14 protein-coding genes are annotated in these 15,428 nt (G+C 47.0%); 13 read left to right on the top strand and 1 reads right to left on the bottom strand.

The window, feature by feature from the left end; genetic code table 11:
* The first annotated feature begins 37 nt into the window (after positions 1 to 37).
* The 12 genes from GM173_RS04440 to GM173_RS04385 all read left to right on the top strand — a co-directional run bounded on the left by GM173_RS04440 (position 38) and on the right by GM173_RS04385 (position 12,968).
* Positions 38 to 1,162, top strand: a complete 1,125-nt coding sequence (locus GM173_RS04440; RefSeq protein WP_203570102.1) for an SPFH domain-containing protein — start codon at positions 38 to 40, stop codon at positions 1,160 to 1,162.
* Between the two features lie 13 nt (positions 1,163 to 1,175).
* Positions 1,176 to 1,580: a GFA family protein gene (locus GM173_RS04435; RefSeq protein WP_203570101.1), complete on the top strand. Its 405-nt coding sequence runs from the start codon at positions 1,176 to 1,178 to the stop codon at positions 1,578 to 1,580.
* Positions 1,580 to 1,942 carry a DUF6404 family protein gene (locus GM173_RS04430; protein ID WP_203570100.1) on the top strand — a complete coding sequence of 121 codons (363 nt, stop codon included), beginning with the start codon at positions 1,580 to 1,582 and terminating at the stop codon, positions 1,940 to 1,942. The genes GM173_RS04435 and GM173_RS04430 overlap by 1 nt, the downstream gene beginning before the upstream one ends.
* Positions 1,942 to 3,426 (top strand): DUF4178 domain-containing protein, encoded by a 1,485-nt coding sequence (locus GM173_RS04425; protein ID WP_203570099.1) that lies wholly within the window; start codon positions 1,942 to 1,944, stop codon positions 3,424 to 3,426. Before GM173_RS04430 ends, GM173_RS04425 begins: the two co-directional genes overlap by 1 nt.
* On the top strand, positions 3,423 to 3,584 hold the full coding sequence (locus GM173_RS04420) for a hypothetical protein (protein ID WP_203570098.1): 162 nt from the start codon (positions 3,423 to 3,425) through the stop codon (positions 3,582 to 3,584). The genes GM173_RS04425 and GM173_RS04420 overlap by 4 nt, the downstream gene beginning before the upstream one ends.
* A complete protein-coding gene (speD, locus tag GM173_RS04415; protein WP_203570097.1) occupies positions 3,584 to 3,946 on the top strand; it encodes an adenosylmethionine decarboxylase in 363 nt (120 codons plus the stop codon). The genes GM173_RS04420 and speD overlap by 1 nt, the downstream gene beginning before the upstream one ends.
* A gap of 87 nt (positions 3,947 to 4,033) precedes the next feature.
* The gene (locus GM173_RS04410) at positions 4,034 to 4,804 is read left to right on the top strand and encodes an endonuclease/exonuclease/phosphatase family protein (protein ID WP_203570096.1); all 771 of its coding nucleotides are present in this window, start codon (positions 4,034 to 4,036) and stop codon (positions 4,802 to 4,804) included.
* Positions 4,801 to 5,970: a cardiolipin synthase ClsB gene (clsB, locus tag GM173_RS04405; protein WP_203570095.1), complete on the top strand. Its 1,170-nt coding sequence runs from the start codon at positions 4,801 to 4,803 to the stop codon at positions 5,968 to 5,970. The genes GM173_RS04410 and clsB overlap by 4 nt, the downstream gene beginning before the upstream one ends.
* Positions 5,971 to 6,125: 155 nt before the next feature.
* Complete coding sequence (gene cysS / locus GM173_RS04400; protein WP_203570094.1) at positions 6,126 to 7,517, top strand: cysteine--tRNA ligase; 1,392 nt, start codon at positions 6,126 to 6,128, stop codon at positions 7,515 to 7,517.
* Between the two features lie 142 nt (positions 7,518 to 7,659).
* On the top strand, positions 7,660 to 8,919 hold the full coding sequence (locus GM173_RS04395; protein ID WP_203570093.1) for a diguanylate cyclase: 1,260 nt from the start codon (positions 7,660 to 7,662) through the stop codon (positions 8,917 to 8,919).
* Positions 8,852 to 10,723, top strand: a complete 1,872-nt coding sequence (locus GM173_RS04390; RefSeq protein WP_239078239.1) for a M61 family metallopeptidase — start codon at positions 8,852 to 8,854, stop codon at positions 10,721 to 10,723. The genes GM173_RS04395 and GM173_RS04390 overlap by 68 nt, the downstream gene beginning before the upstream one ends.
* Positions 10,724 to 10,961: 238 nt before the next feature.
* The gene (locus GM173_RS04385; protein ID WP_203570092.1) at positions 10,962 to 12,968 is read left to right on the top strand and encodes a putative bifunctional diguanylate cyclase/phosphodiesterase; all 2,007 of its coding nucleotides are present in this window, start codon (positions 10,962 to 10,964) and stop codon (positions 12,966 to 12,968) included.
* On the opposite strand, the gene GM173_RS04380 is transcribed toward GM173_RS04385, so the two are convergent.
* A complete protein-coding gene (locus tag GM173_RS04380) occupies positions 12,958 to 13,887 on the bottom strand; it encodes an NUDIX hydrolase (protein ID WP_203570091.1) in 930 nt (309 codons plus the stop codon). The two genes, GM173_RS04385 and GM173_RS04380, sit on opposite strands and share 11 nt — an antisense overlap.
* Between GM173_RS04380 and GM173_RS04375 the strand changes: the two genes are divergently transcribed.
* Entirely contained in the window at positions 13,880 to 15,400 is a 1,521-nt protein-coding gene (locus GM173_RS04375) for a fumarate hydratase (protein ID WP_203570090.1), read from the top strand. The genes GM173_RS04380 and GM173_RS04375 overlap by 8 nt on opposite strands.
* Positions 15,401 to 15,428 lie beyond the last annotated feature (28 nt).

Genomic DNA, 15,428 nt, shown 5'->3' with positions numbered 1-15,428 from the left:
TTGTTTGATTTTTTCTGCCTTGCAGATGGAGTTCATCATGAGTCTCGGTTCATTTATTAAAAAGCAATTTATCGACATTCTGCAGTGGAATGAAGACAGCGACGGTGTGTTGGCTTATCGCTATCCGATGGCTGATTTTGAAATTCAATACGGCGGCAGCCTGACGGTGCGTGAATCGCAAATGGCGCTGTTTTTGAATGAAGGCCAAGTCGCCGACGTATTCGGTGCGGGCATGTACAAACTCACCACGCAAACGCTGCCGGTACTGACTTATCTGAAAAACTGGGACAAGCTGTTTGAATCGCCGTTTAAATCGGACGTGTATTTCTTTAGCACCCGCCTGCAGCTTGGCCGTAAATGGGGTACCCCGCAGCCGATTACGATTCGTGATACCGATTTCGGTATGGTGCGGATGCGCGCGTTCGGTGTGTATTCGTACAAACTGGTCGATCCCAAATTATTTTTTACCGAAATTAGCGGTACGCGTGAAGTGTATACGCGCGACGATTTAGAGCTGCAATTGCGTAATTTAGTCATCTCAACGATGACGAGCGCATTGGGTGGTGCAGGCGTGCCGTTTCTGGATATGGCAGGTAATCAAGGCTTGATGGGGCAAAAAATCAGCGAAGCGCTGGTGCCTGTGTTTGCCAAGTATGGTTTGGAGTTGGACAACTTCGCTGTTGAGAATATATCTCTGCCCGAAGAGCTGCAAAAAGCCATCGATACGCGGATTTCGATGGGCATGATCGGCGATATGGGCAAATTCACTCAGTACCAAGCTGCGCAGGCTATTCCTCTCGCGGCGCAAAACGAAGGCGGTATGGCGGGAGTCGGCGCAAGTATGGCGGCGGGGATTGGTATGGGGCAAATGATGGCCAATGCGATGGGAAATGCGCTTAATCCAAACGTACAAGCCGCGCCGCAAGTTGGAATGGGTGTAGGTGTTGCGACTGATGGCGGTATGGGTGTAGGGTTATTTGCGAATGCTGGCCAGCAGGCAATACCTGCGGCAAACGCGCCTGTATCGCAAGCCGCATCTGTTGATCCAAACAGCCCGCAGGCCAAGCTTGGTCAACTGAAAGGTCTGCTTGATCAAGGACTGATTTCAGTAGCAGATTATGATGCTGCCAAAGCTGAAGTGTTGAAAAAACTGATTGGTTAATCAAGGATTGGCAATGAGTTTTCAAGGTGCCTGCGCCTGTGGTCAGGTGCAATATGAGGTTGACGAGTTTTTTACGCCAGTGATTCACTGTAATTGCGATACCTGCCGCCGCGTGCTCGGTACGCCGTTTAATAGCGTGGCGGGGGCAAAGCGTGAGGATTTTCGCGTAGTTGTGGGGCAAGATAAGCTCAAGTTTTTTGAATCTTCAGCGGGGAAGTCACGCTATTTTTGCGGTGAGTGTGGCACGCATTTGTATGGCGAAAAAGCGGGGCAAGAAAATTTGATCGTGCGCGTCGGTACTTTGCAAACCGACCCAGAAATTCGCCCAGCGATGCATATCTGGACGTCGCATCGCAAACCGTGGTTGGCGTATGAAAATTTGGCTGAACATGAAGAATGGCAGCCGGGGAGAGGGTGATGAGGGCGCAAAATGCAGAGTTTGAGCGAAAAAAAGCTATAGCGCTGACCATATTGGTGGAGAAAAGCATATTCAAAAATGCACGCTGGCCTTGGCAATTAAAGGCTTTGTGGGCTCTGGGTTTGAAAAAGAGACCTCCGTTGTTTGCTTCATTTATCTCGAACGCAGTTTTTTTTGGTGTGCAATGGGGTGGGGTGTACGGTTTTTTTATGTGGTTCACGATTTGGAAATCACAGGGAATTCCGTTCGAACGTGCTGTTGGCCTATGTGCTTTAGGCGGACTGTTTTTCGGGTGTGCTATGGCTGGACTTTCTTATTTTCAGGCTCGCAAAAAACAATTACCTAGCTGGGAAAGTCTTTAATGTTCCGTACCGCCTGTCCCTCATGTGGCGCTGAGGTTTTATTTCGTTCGACCATTTCGGCGCTTGCTGTTTGCGAGTATTGCCAGTCCACCGTGTTGCGTAATGCCGATGAGGTGAAAGACTTTGGCAAAATCGGCAAGGTGCTGGAAGACTATTCGCCAATCCAGATCGGCACGTCGGGTGTGTTTTCCGGCCGCGCGTTTACGGTGATTGGCCGTATCCAGTTGCGTTATGAGGCTGGCTTGTGGAATGAGTGGTATGTCTCGTTTGACGATGGAAAACAAGGCTGGTTGGCCGATACATCGGGGCAGTATATGTTTACGCTGCCGTTGCCAGAAACCAGGACGGCAACAAGCCAGCAGGCATTTGATACTTTCGAGCCTGAGATGCGCTATGAGCACGGCGGCCGTGTATATGTTGTGACTGATGTGCGAATAGCGCAATGCGTTGGTGGGCAAGGCGAGTTGCCATTTGCGCTGGGCCAGGGCTACGAGGCGAAAGTGGTCGATTGTCGTAGTGGGGATCGCTTTCTGACTCTGGATTTTTCCGATGTCACACTGTTTAAGCCTAATCCGACTTTGTATGTGGGTGAAGCGGTTGAGTTGAGTAGTTTGCAGTTGCAGCTGTTGCGCGATGGCGAAACCATTTTAGCGAGTGCCGGGCGGCTGAAAGGCACGAGCGCGGTGCTCGATTGCCCGAGTTGTGGCAGTGCGTTGCAATACCAAGCGGGTGTGGCCACTCAGATCGTGTGTAAAGCCTGCGGTTCTAGCGTGGATTGCTCGGGTGATAAGGCGCTGGTGCTGGAAAAGCACACCGCGGCTGCGTTGTATCACGCTACGCTGGATGTGGGTGATGCTGCGACAATCGATGGCGTGAATTGGAAAATCATTGGCCTTATTGAAATGGAAGAAACCCATGATGCAGATTCAAGCTGGACTGAATATCTACTGTACAACGCGCAGCAAGGGTTTTTCTGGTTGGTTGAATCCAATGATGGTTGGTTCCGGGTGAACGTACTTAATCGTTTACCAGATAGCTGGAGCAGTGAGTCTGCTGTGCTCGATGGTGTGCGTTATCGGCGGCCTTTTGAGTTGTACAGCGCCAAAGTGAGCTACGCGGCGGGGGCGTTTAATTGGCGAGTGAGTGTGGGTGATCAAGTGAGTTGTGCCGAGTATGAGCACAATGGAGAGCGGCTTTGTAAAGAAAAAAGTAATACTGAAATCGTTTGGTCAAAATCAAAAAGAATTCCGAACCAGTTAGTCCAGCAATGGTTTGGTAAAGAGACCGTGATTACGCCTGCATCGAGTGCTACAACGGAGTCGGGTGATAATCAACACTTGGCCATGTTGTTTATCATCGCCTTGCTGGTGCTGAATGTGCCGTTGGCCTTTCTGGGGTCAAATGTGATTGGGGGTTTGTTTTGGACTGGTTTGGCGGTTTGGCTAATTCGCTTGCCACTCAAATTGGGTGGGGATGAAGAATGAATCGCAGTTTATATCGCTGGTACTGTATCGCCATTGTTACTATTTGCAGCTTAATTAATTTGTCGTCCTGCGGCACGCCAAAATCAGGCAGTTCGCGTGGTTGGAGTAGTGGTTATTCTTCGTCGGGTGGCGGTTACTCGGGGAGTGGACATAAATAATGCAACTTCCAATTTTCCCTCCTGCAGGGCAGCATGTATTGGCCGATTTGTATGGCTGTGATGCGCAGCAGTTGGCAGACCCTGTACAAATTGCGGATTGCTTGCTCGCCGCGGCCAATGCAGCGGGGGCGACGGTGCTCAATTCGCATTTTCACCATTTTGGCGAGCAGCAAGGAGTGACAGGCGTGTTGCTGTTGATGGAATCGCACATGAGTATTCATACTTGGCCGGAGCATGGTTATGCGGCGATTGATTTGTTTATGTGCGGGCAAGCGCAGGTTGAGGTCGCGCTGGCGTCGATTCGAGCTAGCATCAGTAGTTCTGAGCAAAAGGTTCAATTAATTGCTCGAGGTTTTAATTAGGTATATTGACCTAGCCATTGTTAAATAATGGATGCATTCATATACATCATGCTTATATTGATTCGCGAAAATGCATAGAGGCCAAGAATGAGTCAAATTCTGAAAATTGCCTCCTACAATATTCATAAAGGCATGTCGCCACTGAATCAGCATTTTGTGTTGCACGGGGTGCGGCAGGCGCTGAAAACATTAGATCCTGATTTGGTTTTTTTGCAAGAAGTGCAAGGGGCGCATCTTCGGTTGGCAAAAACAATTCCCACTTGGCCGAGTGACGCGCAGCATGAGTATTTGGCTGGCGATATGTTGTTCTCGGCCTATGGCAGTAATGCGCATTACCAGCTTGGGCATCACGGCAATGCCTTGTTGTCACGCTTTCCGATTCTTCATCGCAGTAACCATGATTTAACCTTGCATCGCTTTGAGCAGCGCGGTTTATTGTATTGTCAGTTGGATTTGCCGAGCTGGGATCAGCCTTTGCATGCGTTCTGTGTGCATCTGAATCTGCGTGCGACAGATCGTCGCAAGCAATTGCAATTGATGGTGAAGGCGATTGCTGAGCAAGTGCCAAGCAATGCTCCATTGGTTTTGGCTGGCGATTTTAATGACTGGCGTGGCGAAGTGAGTGCGGTTTTGTACAGTGAGCTTGGTGTGAGTGAAGCATTTCAAGCTTTGCACGGAACGCATGCGCGGAGTTTTCCGGCGCGATTGCCGTTTTTCTCGCTCGACCGAATTTATACACGGGGCTTTGAAATTCAAACGGCTGAAGTATTAATGGGCGCACCGTGGCGTAATTTGTCTGACCATGCACCGCTGTATGCAACGATGGCGCGTGATTTATCAGGGTTGTTGAATCAGTGACTCGTCGGGCCGATTGGACAGCAGGGAATCAGCTGCAGCTTTTGCGAAATGGCGCTGAGTTTTTTCCCGCATTGTTAAGCGCGATTGAGTGCGCCAAGTATGAAATACGCTTGGAAAGCTATATTTTTGAAGTCGATGAAGTGGGTTTGTCGGTTGCTAATGCACTGCTTCGTGCCGCTCAACGCGGTGTTACTGTTGGTTTGTTGCTCGACGGCTTTGGGGCTAAAAATTTCCCCGAAAATTTAAGGACGCAATTGCAGTCTGCGGGTGTGCATTTTTTGTTCTTTCGACCAGAAATTAGTCCTTTCACATTTAAAAAAACACGGCTTCGTCGTTTGCATCGTAAATTGTCGTGTTTTGATGGTCGCCTAGCGTTTATTGGTGGAATAAATATTCTGTCTGATGATGACGGTGAGGGTTTAGCTCCGCGTTACGACTATGCGGTGCAAGTCGTGGGGCCGGTGGTTGCTGATATTCAGCAAGCGCTAGCAAGGCAGTGGCGCTATACCTCATGGATACAGCTCAAAAAACAGTTGTTTAGGTCGCATCTGCATGTTCAATCGAGTGTGGTGGGAGATGCATTGGCACGCTTGCTGGTGAGGGATAATGCCCGAAATCGCCGGACGATAGAAAAGTGGTATATCGAGGCCATTCAAGCGGCAAAGAGCGAGGTGGTTATCGCAAATGCCTATTTTTTACCCGCACGACGTATTCGTCAGGCGTTGATGCAAGCTGCCCGGCGCGGTGTGAATGTTATTCTGCTTTTGCAAGATGAGCGAGACCACGCTTTGCTGCAATACGCTAGCTGGGCTTATTACCAGCAGTTGCTGGGGGCTGGGGTTGAGATTTTTCAGTATAAAAGCGGTTTTATGCATGCCAAAGTGGCTGTGATTGATGGTCGTTTGGCGACGGTAGGGTCTAGTAATATTGATCCATTTAGTTTGTTGCTTGCGCGCGAAGCCAACTTATTGGTGCAGGATGAGCCATTTGCGCGGGAGCTGCGGCAGGATATTCAGCTGCATCTACAGCAAGACGCGATTCAAGTCCTGCCAGAGCACATTAAAAATGCCGGTTTTGCTTTGCGTTGGCTGGTTTGGGCGTGTTATGGTTTAGTGCGTTTGCTGCTAGGAATTACTGGTTATGGTGGACGTAAGTACTTGGAATAGTCCGTATTGACCACACCTAAGGCACTGCTTCTCTCGTGATGCGACTGCGGCATCGCCACAATTTTTATGCGCAATCTTGTCTGGTTGCTATATTGAGCCAATTTTTTAGCATTTGGTTTGACTAAATAACTACTTTATTTTGAAACGAGCTTTTTATGATTACTTTGTACAATACCCTCGCCCGCGAAAAGCAGGAATTTAAACCCATCACACCGGGTGTGGTGAATATGTATGTTTGCGGGATGACGGTGTACGACTATTGCCATATTGGTCATGCGCGGATGGTGGTGGTGTTTGATGTAATCGCTCGTTGGTTTCGTGAGTCAAATTATAAAGTGAATTACGTGCGCAATATCACCGATATTGACGACAAGATTATCAAGCGTGCGACTGAAAATGGTGAGTTAATTTCTGCATTGACCGAGCGTTTTATTGCGGCCATGAATGAGGATTTTGATGCGTTAGGGGTTATTCGTCCCGATCATGAGCCGCGCGCAACTGAGCATGTTGGTGGCATGCAGTCGATTATTAGCAAGTTATTTGATCGTGGATTAGCTTATTCAGCTCCAAATGGCGATGTGTATTATGCTGTGCGCCAATTTCAAGGTTACGGCAAATTATCGCGTAAAAATTTAGCTGATCAAAGAGCTGGTGAGCGGGTAGAAGTGGATGCTAATAAGCAAGATGCAGCTGATTTTGTGCTCTGGAAAAGCGCAAAAGCAGATGAGCCCGCTGAGGTGAAGTGGCCTTCGCCTTGGGGGCTAGGTCGCCCTGGCTGGCATATCGAGTGCTCGGCGATGAGTTGCCATCATCTAGGAGAGCATTTTGATATTCATGGTGGAGGTGAAGATTTGCAATTTCCGCATCATGAAAATGAAATCGCCCAATCTGAAGGTGCGCATGGCCAGCAGTATGTAAATTACTGGCTGCATAATGGTTTTATTAATGTAGATAATGAAAAAATGTCGAAAAGCCTTGGCAATTTTTTCATTATTCGGGAAGTTTTAGCGAAATACGATGCTGAAGTTTTGCGGTTTTTTATTTTGCGCGCGCATTATCGCAGTCCGCTCAATTACAGTGACGTGCATTTGGATGATGCTAAAAACGCGTTAAATCGCTTGTATACAACGCTGAAGTCTGTGCCACCTGTTGATGTAGAAATTGATTGGGCTGAGCCATACGCAGCGCGTTTTAAAGCGGCTATGGATGATGATTTTTCTACTACAGAGGCCGTTGCTGTGCTGTTTGAATTGGCATTGTATGCCAATAAGCACGCTGGAATGAGTGAAGGCTCGCAAGCTAGTGGTCTACTTAAAGCCTTGGCTAAAATCCTTGGTTTATTACAGCGTGATCCATCGGCGTATTTACAAGCAGGTACGACCGATAGTGAGTGGACGAATGAGAAAATTGAGTCCGCCATTGTTGCTCGTAAAGAAGCGCGTGCGGCTAAAAATTGGGCGGAGTCAGATCGTATACGTAACGAGCTTTCTGCAGCGGGGATTGTGCTAGAAGATACACCGCAGGGCACTAGCTGGCGGCGAGAATAAAAGTTGATTGTGTTTAAAAAGCCATCTTTAGATGGCTTTTTTAGCTTTTCATGATTGCGTTTGATCTGATGCCTTTAATTCATAGGGTTTAAGCTCTATGCTGTGTAAATCTATTTCATATTGACTTGTTGTTGAGATCTCAATGAATTCATCCGTCATGCCTATGGTTTATTTCGTTGCCCCGAATGCAGAGCATTTTGATGATATTCAAGCGCAATTGCGTTTATTTAGTTTTGATTGTCAGGTTTTTACACGTAATAGCGCAATTTTGGCCGCGATGCATACAACACCGCCATTTGCTGTGGTGATTGATGAGCAAGGTTTATCGGATGTTAGTGCCAAAATGTGTGTGCCCTTGATCAGTAAATTGTCTAAAGGCCCAGTTATCTTTTTGTCGAATGCGCATACTATTGCGGAGCAAATTGATTTAATGCGCGATGGCGTGACAGACTTCTTGCCCAAGCCATTTAATTCTCAGCAACTAATTGATCGCTTGGATTCTTTGCAAGAGTTAGCTCGCCCAGATCCATATCGAGTTTTGGTGGTTGATGATTCAGAAGCCGTTGCACGCTGGACGTGTGGGGTGTTGACCGATGCGGGCATGCATGCCAAACACATACAAAATCCGTTTGAGGTGATTTTGCAGATTGAGCGAATGAAGCCCGATATTATCTTGATGGATGTGTATATGCCTGAGTGTTCGGGTGATGAAATCGCTAAGATAATTCGTCAAAATAAGTTATATGACTCAATACCAATAGTCTTTCTGTCGACTGAAACGCATCGTGGCAAACAACTTATGGCACGCAGTATGGGGGGCGATGATTTTCTGGTGAAGAACATGGAGCCAGAAGAGTTGGTTGCTTCAATTTCGATTACGGCGGAGCGTTACCGCCAGTTGCGGCGCTGGATGACGCGAGATAGGCTTACTGCCTTGTTAAATCACACCAATATTATTGAAGAGCTAAGTCGAGAAGTGGATCGAGCTCATAAAGAGTGTCGATTATTAGCGTATGCTATGGTTGATATTGATCATTTTAAGATGGTCAATGATCGCCATGGGCATATGGTTGGAGATCGAGTGATTAAATCGCTGTCACGTTTATTACGTGGCGGAATGGGTAAGCCAAATTCGGTTGGACGCTATGGGGGTGAAGAATTTGCCGTCATTTTGTCTGATCATACTTTAATGCGAGCCGCGCAAAAATTAGATGAGTTGCGGCATAGTTTTTCGCAATTGATTCAGATTAGTTCTGATGCGGGTGAGTTTCATTCAACAGTGAGCATCGGTGTGGCGCAATTACAAGATGGAATGACGGCTCAGCAGCTCATTGATGCCGCTGATCGCGCCCTATATCAAGCCAAGGCCGCTGGCCGAAATCAAGTCGGCTTGGCGACATAACTTATTATCTGTAGAAAAATTTATGATGATTTATTACAAAATCTCTCCGTGCAACCCGGCGGCACATCTATTTTCGATTGAATTAACGATTGATTCTCCTGATCCAAATGGGCAAGAGCTGTATTTGCCTACTTGGATTCCAGGAAGTTATTTGATTCGTGAGTTTGCCAAAAACATAGTCTCGATTGCGGCTAAGTCGAGTGCTGGGGCTGTTTTATTGCGGAAGTTGGATAAAGCGCGTTGGCAAGCGGAAGCTGTTGCTGGGGCTTTGACGGTTACTTATACGGTATACGCTTATGATTTATCCGTGCGTGGTGCTTACCTTGATACTGAGCGCGGATTTTTTAATGGCACAAGTGTTTTTTTAGCTGTGGCTGGCTATGAAGAATGTCCTTGCCGTGTGCAGATTGTTGCTCCAGCCGATACTCGATGGCGGGTAGCGACGACATTAAAGCCTGCGCAGGTTGATGTAGCCGCTTTTGGTGAGTATCAAGCGGAAAATTACGATGAGTTAATTGATCATCCTGTGGAAATGGCCGATTTCTCGGTCATTCGTTTCGAAGCGTGTGGTGTGCCACATCGCTTGGTGGTTTCTGGCCGCCATCAAGCTGATTTGACTCGCGTTGCGAATGATTTACGTCGAATTTGTGAGTATCAAATTCAGTTTTTTGGCTCGCCTGCGCCTTTCAAAGAATATGTTTTTCTTACCCTTGTGGTGGGCGATGGTTATGGCGGTTTAGAGCATCGTGCTTCAACTGCGTTGATTTGTAAACGTAGTGATTTGCCATTGCCGCATGAGGTAGAAATTAAACCCGGATATTTGCAATTTTTGGGTTTGTGTAGTCATGAGTACTTTCATAGTTGGAATGTGAAACGCATCAAGCCTGCTGTTTATGCGCCATATGATTTGCAGCAAGAGAATTATTCCCGCTTACTTTGGGCGTTTGAGGGGATTACCTCCTACTATGACGATTTGACTTTAGTGCGCTCAGGCTTGATCAATCAACAGACTTATTTGGACTTATTGTCGCAAACTATCACTAGCGTTGAACGAGGGCAGGGGCGCTTAGTCCAGACGCTTGAAGATGCGAGTTTTGATGCTTGGGTGAAGTATTATCGGCAGGATGAAAATAGCCCGAATGCCTTGGTGAGTTATTACACCAAAGGGGCGTTATTTGCGTTGTGCTTAGATTTGACGATACGCCAAAAAACAGGTGGAGAAAAATCTCTGGATGATGTGATGCGAGCACTTTGGTTGCGATTTGGTTTGTCTTTTGAGCAAGCGAAATTAGGTGTTGCTGAAGATGAGTGGGAAAAAATTGCACAGCAGGTTACAGGGCTTGATTTATCCTGCTTGTTTGACTTGGGTTTGCGTTCAACGACTGAGCTGCCTTTACGATCACTTTTGCTTGAGTTAGGTATTGAGTGGCAGCAGCGTGCCGCATCGTCGAGTGCTGATAAAGGCGGTTGGCAAGAGGGTTTGAAAAGTAGTAACAGCAGCTTGGGTGTCAAAACGGTCGCAGAAACTAGTGGTGTTAAGCTAACGCATGTCTTTACGAATGGGGCGGCACAGTTGGCCGGACTTGCGGCGGGTGATGTATTGCTAGCATGGAATGGTCTGCGTTTGACCAACGCAAATTTGGAGCAATTTATCAGTTCAAGTTTAGTCGGCGAGCGAGTCGAGATTCATGCCTTTCGTCGGGATGAATTAATGCAATTTGAATTGTTTGTTCAAGCTGCACCTTTAGATACAGTGGGTTTAAAGGCGCCTGCTACGCTTGAGGTTGGTTTTTTGAAAGCTTAATAGTTGTTTTCTCGTCAATACAGCGTAAATTCTTTCTTGGCGCAGTGCAGCAATTCAGGCTATGAATGAATTGCTTTAGCATTTGGATCTAGAGAGGTTTCGATTGCGCTGGCCTAAACAGTTCATCAGCAAATTTCAAGGCGCGAGGGCTAAAGTTCTTTTAGTCCTCACTATCTTGAATGCGTTGGTGTCCGTCGCTTTATCAATCAGCTTGTATTATGTTTTAAGCGCTGCATTGATGTCTGAACTCGATGGCCGTTTACATACGGCTGCACGAGCTATTCCGTTTGTGTTGCCTGAAAAATATGTGACGCAAGCACTGCAAGCGCAGTTTATTAAACAGGAAGATTACTTAAAACACTCAAAGGCACTCAATCAGTCGGCAAAGCAAATGGGTGTTGAGCATCTATATGTTTTAAGTTTGCGTGGTGCTGATGTGATTTTTATCGCGAATAGCGCTCTGCTTGCAGGAATGAATATTGAGCGGGATGGAGATTATTTGCCGTCGCATAGCGAGCGTTTTACGCTAGTGCGTTCAGCTATTGCAGCTGGCCAGCCTATATTTGGCAATATTCACGATCAGTATGGTCGGTATCGTTCGATTGCGATGCCTGTGTTGGGCGGTGATGGCGTCGTTTATGTTTTGGGTGCAGATATTGCAGTCGATAAACTGCTTGCGCGGCAGAGTGAGGCGCGCATTCGTGCATTTCTAATTGGTTTATTGATGTTTGGGTTTGGTGTGCTGATCTCGTGGTTGCTAGCTAGTCAAATGACTGCACCTTTGCGGCGTTTTTCCTCGGCAGTACATCGATTTGCTGCAGGTGAATTTGATGTTCGTATGCCGATGCATCGGCATGATGAATTAGGGAATTTAGCCTCAGCTTTTAATGCAATGGGTGATGCTATCTCTGCGCGTGAGCATTTGATGCGCCAGCTTGCGTTTTCTGATCGTTTAACAGGATTGCCGAACCGAGTTAAATTTGCTGAATTGTTATCTGCGTATCTTATTAAAACGCCTTCGTGGTTGGCGGTGGTGATGATTGATTTGGCTGACTTTCGCTATATCAACGATGCTTTCGGTTTTGATGCCGGTGATCGAGTGCTTTGTACGATGTCTGATCGGCTCAGCCAAATGCAGCCAGAGCATTTGAAAATTGTTAGTCGTATTTCGGGTAATTCATTTGTTTTGTTGTTGAGTGCCGATAATGAGACACAAACCCATGCGCAAATTCAAATGATTGAGGCTGCTTTATCGGAGTCGCTATTTCTTGGCGAGCAAAAAGTAAATGTTGCTATACGTTCTGGCATTGCGATTTACCCGCTGCATGCAGATACTGCGGAAGGTTTGTTACGACACGCAGAAGTAGCGATGTTTTTTGCTAAACGTGACCGGGAAAGCTCGGTGATTTACGACCCTAGTCGTGAAGAAGACCGCTTAAACCAATTTACGTTATTGGGTGATTTGCGCGAAGCGTTGAGTGAAAATCATTTGGTTGTTTATTATCAGCCCAAAATCAATGTATCAACTGGTTTGGTGGGTGCTGCAGAAGCATTGGTGCGTTGGCAGCATCCGAGTCGCGGGTGGATTTCCCCAGGGTTATTTATCCCGTTTGCGGAAAAAACAGGCAAGTTGCGCGGTATTACGGAGTGGGTATTGTGCGAGGTATTGCGCCAACAAGTTGAATGGCAAAGAAACCACGTCAATTTACTGATTTCAGTTAATGTCGGTGTGAGTGATGTTGAAGATATTCAATTTGTTGATTTTGTGGAAGAACAGCTGAATAAAGCAGGCTCGGCAGCGAATTTATGCCTAGAGATTACTGAAACTGGAGTGATGCATAAACCCGATGCAATGCTGCAAAATTTAGCTCGCTTACGGCGTTTGGGTGTGCAATTGTCGATTGATGATTTTGGTACGGGTTACTCTTCATTTGCCTATTTAGCCAAAATGCCTGTGAATGAGCTAAAAATTGATCAGGTATTTGTCATGTCGATGAATAGCACGTTCGAAAGTGTTTCGATTGTGCGCTCCATGATTGAAATTGGCCATATTCTTGGTTTGAAGGTGGTCGCTGAAGGGGTAGAAACCATTGGTATTTGGCAGGCATTAGCGGTGATGGGGTGTGATGAAGTTCAGGGGTATTTGATTGCGAAGCCCATGGCTGCGAATGAGTTGTTGGATTGGTTAAGTGAGGGGCCGCATCAGCCTGTTGAGTTGACCCCGCCGAGTATGTCTAATTTTTAAGCGTTGCCGCGGCTGATCCGTTCCGTAATATAAATGAGGAAGTTACTGCCCCGGCATCCCAAGTCATGCTGTTGAGCTGTTTGATGACTTCGCTTGGTCTTAAACGATGAAATTCAGCGACTTCTCCATCCTGATTGTGCGGAACAAAATCGTCTGGTAACGCCAAATCGTAGCAGTAGAGTATTTCGTTGTGTGTGCCATCCGATTCATTGCGCCTAGTATGAATGATTTCGGCAAATTGAATGAATTTGGCAATTTGTAAAGGAGCACCTGCTTCTTCTGCCAGTTCACGAATTGCGCAGTCATAAATAGACTCACCAAGGGGTATGCCGCCAGCGGCCATATTATCTAATTTGTTTGGATCAATACTCTTATTATTTGCTCGTACGCCCAGACAGAGTGTGCCATCAGGATAGTAGGCGTTGATATGTACGGCTCGGCTTAAAAAGCCAAAACGTCTGAAACTGGCACGTTCAAGTGCACAGAGTGCGTGCTTGAAGTCGGACTCTTCACGAGCATCTTCGCTATAAACACCATAATTTTCATTGCGCCATCCGAGAATGAAACCTTGCTGGTGCAGGTATTGCGCGGCGGCTTGTAGTTGTTCGGCTGGGTGTTTATCGCGTAACTCAACCTGCCCATTAGAAAAGTGCCACAGATCAGAAAATTGTTGTAAGGCTTGAATCGTTTCACGTTCAAGCCAGCCGTATTGACGAGCATTAATCAGGAATGGGCTGAGGCCTTCAGGCGTAAATCGGGGTTGACTGGCAAGATAGCCTTCGATTTGTAATTGTGTATAGAAATCAATCGGTGTTTGGACGGAGGTTTTTTTCATGTTGATGCTTGTCTGTAGTTGTGTAGGATGCGCTACAATTCGGCCGGTCAAATTTTGATTTGCGGAGAACACAAGAATGAGCAAAATTCGCCAAGACGATCTCATCGCCAGCATTGCCGATAGTCTGCAGTATATTAGTTATTATCATCCGAAAGATTACATTCAAGCTTTGGGAAAAGCTTACGATTTGGAAGAAAGCCCAGCAGCCAAAGATGCGATTGCGCAGATTTTAACCAATAGCCGGATGTGTGCTGAAGGCCATCGCCCGATTTGCCAAGATACCGGCATTGTAACCGTGTTTGTCCGGGTCGGGATGGACGTGCAATGGGACGGGGCGACGATGAGCGTGAGCGATATGATTAATGAAGGTGTTCGCCGTGCTTATTTGCATCCAGATAATAAATTGCGCGCCTCCATTTTGATGGATCCTGCTGGTGGCCGTAAAAACACCAAAGACAATACGCCTGCAGTGATTCATTACGAAATCGTGCCGGGCTGTACCGTTGATATCGATATTGCCGCGAAAGGTGGTGGTTCGGAAAACAAAACTAAGTTTGTTATGCTCAATCCTTCGGATTCAATTGTTGATTGGGTGCTCAAAACGGTGCCGTTGATGGGCGCGGGTTGGTGTCCGCCGGGAATGCTGGGTATTGGTATCGGTGGTACGGCTGAGAAAGCGATGGTGATGGCCAAAGAGGCGCTCATGGAAGAGATTGATATCCATGATTTGATTGCACGTGGCCCACAAAATCGTGTCGAAGAATTACGTATCGAGTTGTATGAAAAAGTGAATGCACTCGGTATTGGTGCGCAAGGCTTGGGTGGTTTGGCGACCGTTTTGGATGTCAAAATCAAAGACTATCCTACGCACGCCGCTAGTTTGCCTGTGGCGATGATTCCGAATTGTGCGGCAACCCGTCATGTTCATTTTACGCTAGATGGCTCAGGCCCAGCAGTTTTAGAGGCACCAAAGTTAGAAGATTGGCCGGATGTAACTTGGACTCCATCAACTGCGGCGACGCGCGTTGACCTAAATTCGGTAACGCGCGAAGATGTCTCAAGCTGGAAACCAGGTCAAACTTTATTATTGAATGGCAAAATGTTGACTGGTCGTGATGCTGCACATAAGCGCATAGTTGAAATGCTTAATAAAGGTGAAGCGTTGCCTGTTGATTTTAATGGTCGCTTTATTTATTACGTGGGCCCAGTTGACCCAGTACGTGAAGAAGTTGTCGGTCCAGCAGGCCCAACAACCGCGACACGGATGGATAAATTTACTGACCAGGTTTTAGAGCAAACAGGGCTGCTAGGAATGATTGGTAAAGCTGAGCGAGGTCCTGCAGCCTGTGAATCAATCAAAAAACATCAATCAGTGTATCTGATGGCTGTTGGTGGCGCAGCATACCTCGTTTCCAAAGCGATTAAGGGAAGCCGCGTTGTTGGCTTTGCAGACTTGGGGATGGAGGCGATCTACGAGTTTGATGTGGTCGATATGCCAGTGACTGTTGCTGTTGATTCAAGTGGAACGTCTGTGCATGCAATTGCACCTAAAGAATGGCAGGCAAAAATAGGCAAAATCCCAGTTACGAATCTTTGAGAATCTGAGCGCGCCGGCTTTGGGGCTC

The sequence above is a fragment of the Deefgea chitinilytica genome, from assembly GCF_016881405.1.
GTDB classification, from domain to species: Bacteria; Pseudomonadota; Gammaproteobacteria; order Burkholderiales; family Chitinibacteraceae; genus Deefgea; species Deefgea chitinilytica.
Note: the sequence above shows the minus strand (reverse complement) of the source record. Positions and strands in the feature narration are given on the sequence as shown.

Bases quoted from the DNA above. Each gene is read 5' to 3' on its own strand.
- GM173_RS04440 (WP_203570102.1), top strand. From the start codon at position 38: ATGAGTCTCGGTTCATTTATTAAAAAGCAATTTATCGACATTCTGCAG.
- GM173_RS04435 (WP_203570101.1), top strand. From the start codon at position 1,176: ATGAGTTTTCAAGGTGCCTGCGCCTGTGGTCAGGTGCAATATGAGGTT.
- GM173_RS04430 (WP_203570100.1), top strand. From the start codon at position 1,580: ATGAGGGCGCAAAATGCAGAGTTTGAGCGAAAAAAAGCTATAGCGCTG.
- GM173_RS04425 (WP_203570099.1), top strand. From the start codon at position 1,942: ATGTTCCGTACCGCCTGTCCCTCATGTGGCGCTGAGGTTTTATTTCGT.
- GM173_RS04420 (WP_203570098.1), top strand. From the start codon at position 3,423: ATGAATCGCAGTTTATATCGCTGGTACTGTATCGCCATTGTTACTATT.
- speD (WP_203570097.1), top strand. From the start codon at position 3,584: ATGCAACTTCCAATTTTCCCTCCTGCAGGGCAGCATGTATTGGCCGAT.
- GM173_RS04410 (WP_203570096.1), top strand. From the start codon at position 4,034: ATGAGTCAAATTCTGAAAATTGCCTCCTACAATATTCATAAAGGCATG.
- cysS (WP_203570094.1), top strand. From the start codon at position 6,126: ATGATTACTTTGTACAATACCCTCGCCCGCGAAAAGCAGGAATTTAAA.
- GM173_RS04395 (WP_203570093.1), top strand. From the start codon at position 7,660: ATGAATTCATCCGTCATGCCTATGGTTTATTTCGTTGCCCCGAATGCA.
- GM173_RS04390 (WP_239078239.1), top strand. From the start codon at position 8,852: ATGCCGCTGATCGCGCCCTATATCAAGCCAAGGCCGCTGGCCGAAATC.
- GM173_RS04385 (WP_203570092.1), top strand. From the start codon at position 10,962: ATGTCTGAACTCGATGGCCGTTTACATACGGCTGCACGAGCTATTCCG.
- GM173_RS04375 (WP_203570090.1), top strand. From the start codon at position 13,880: ATGAGCAAAATTCGCCAAGACGATCTCATCGCCAGCATTGCCGATAGT.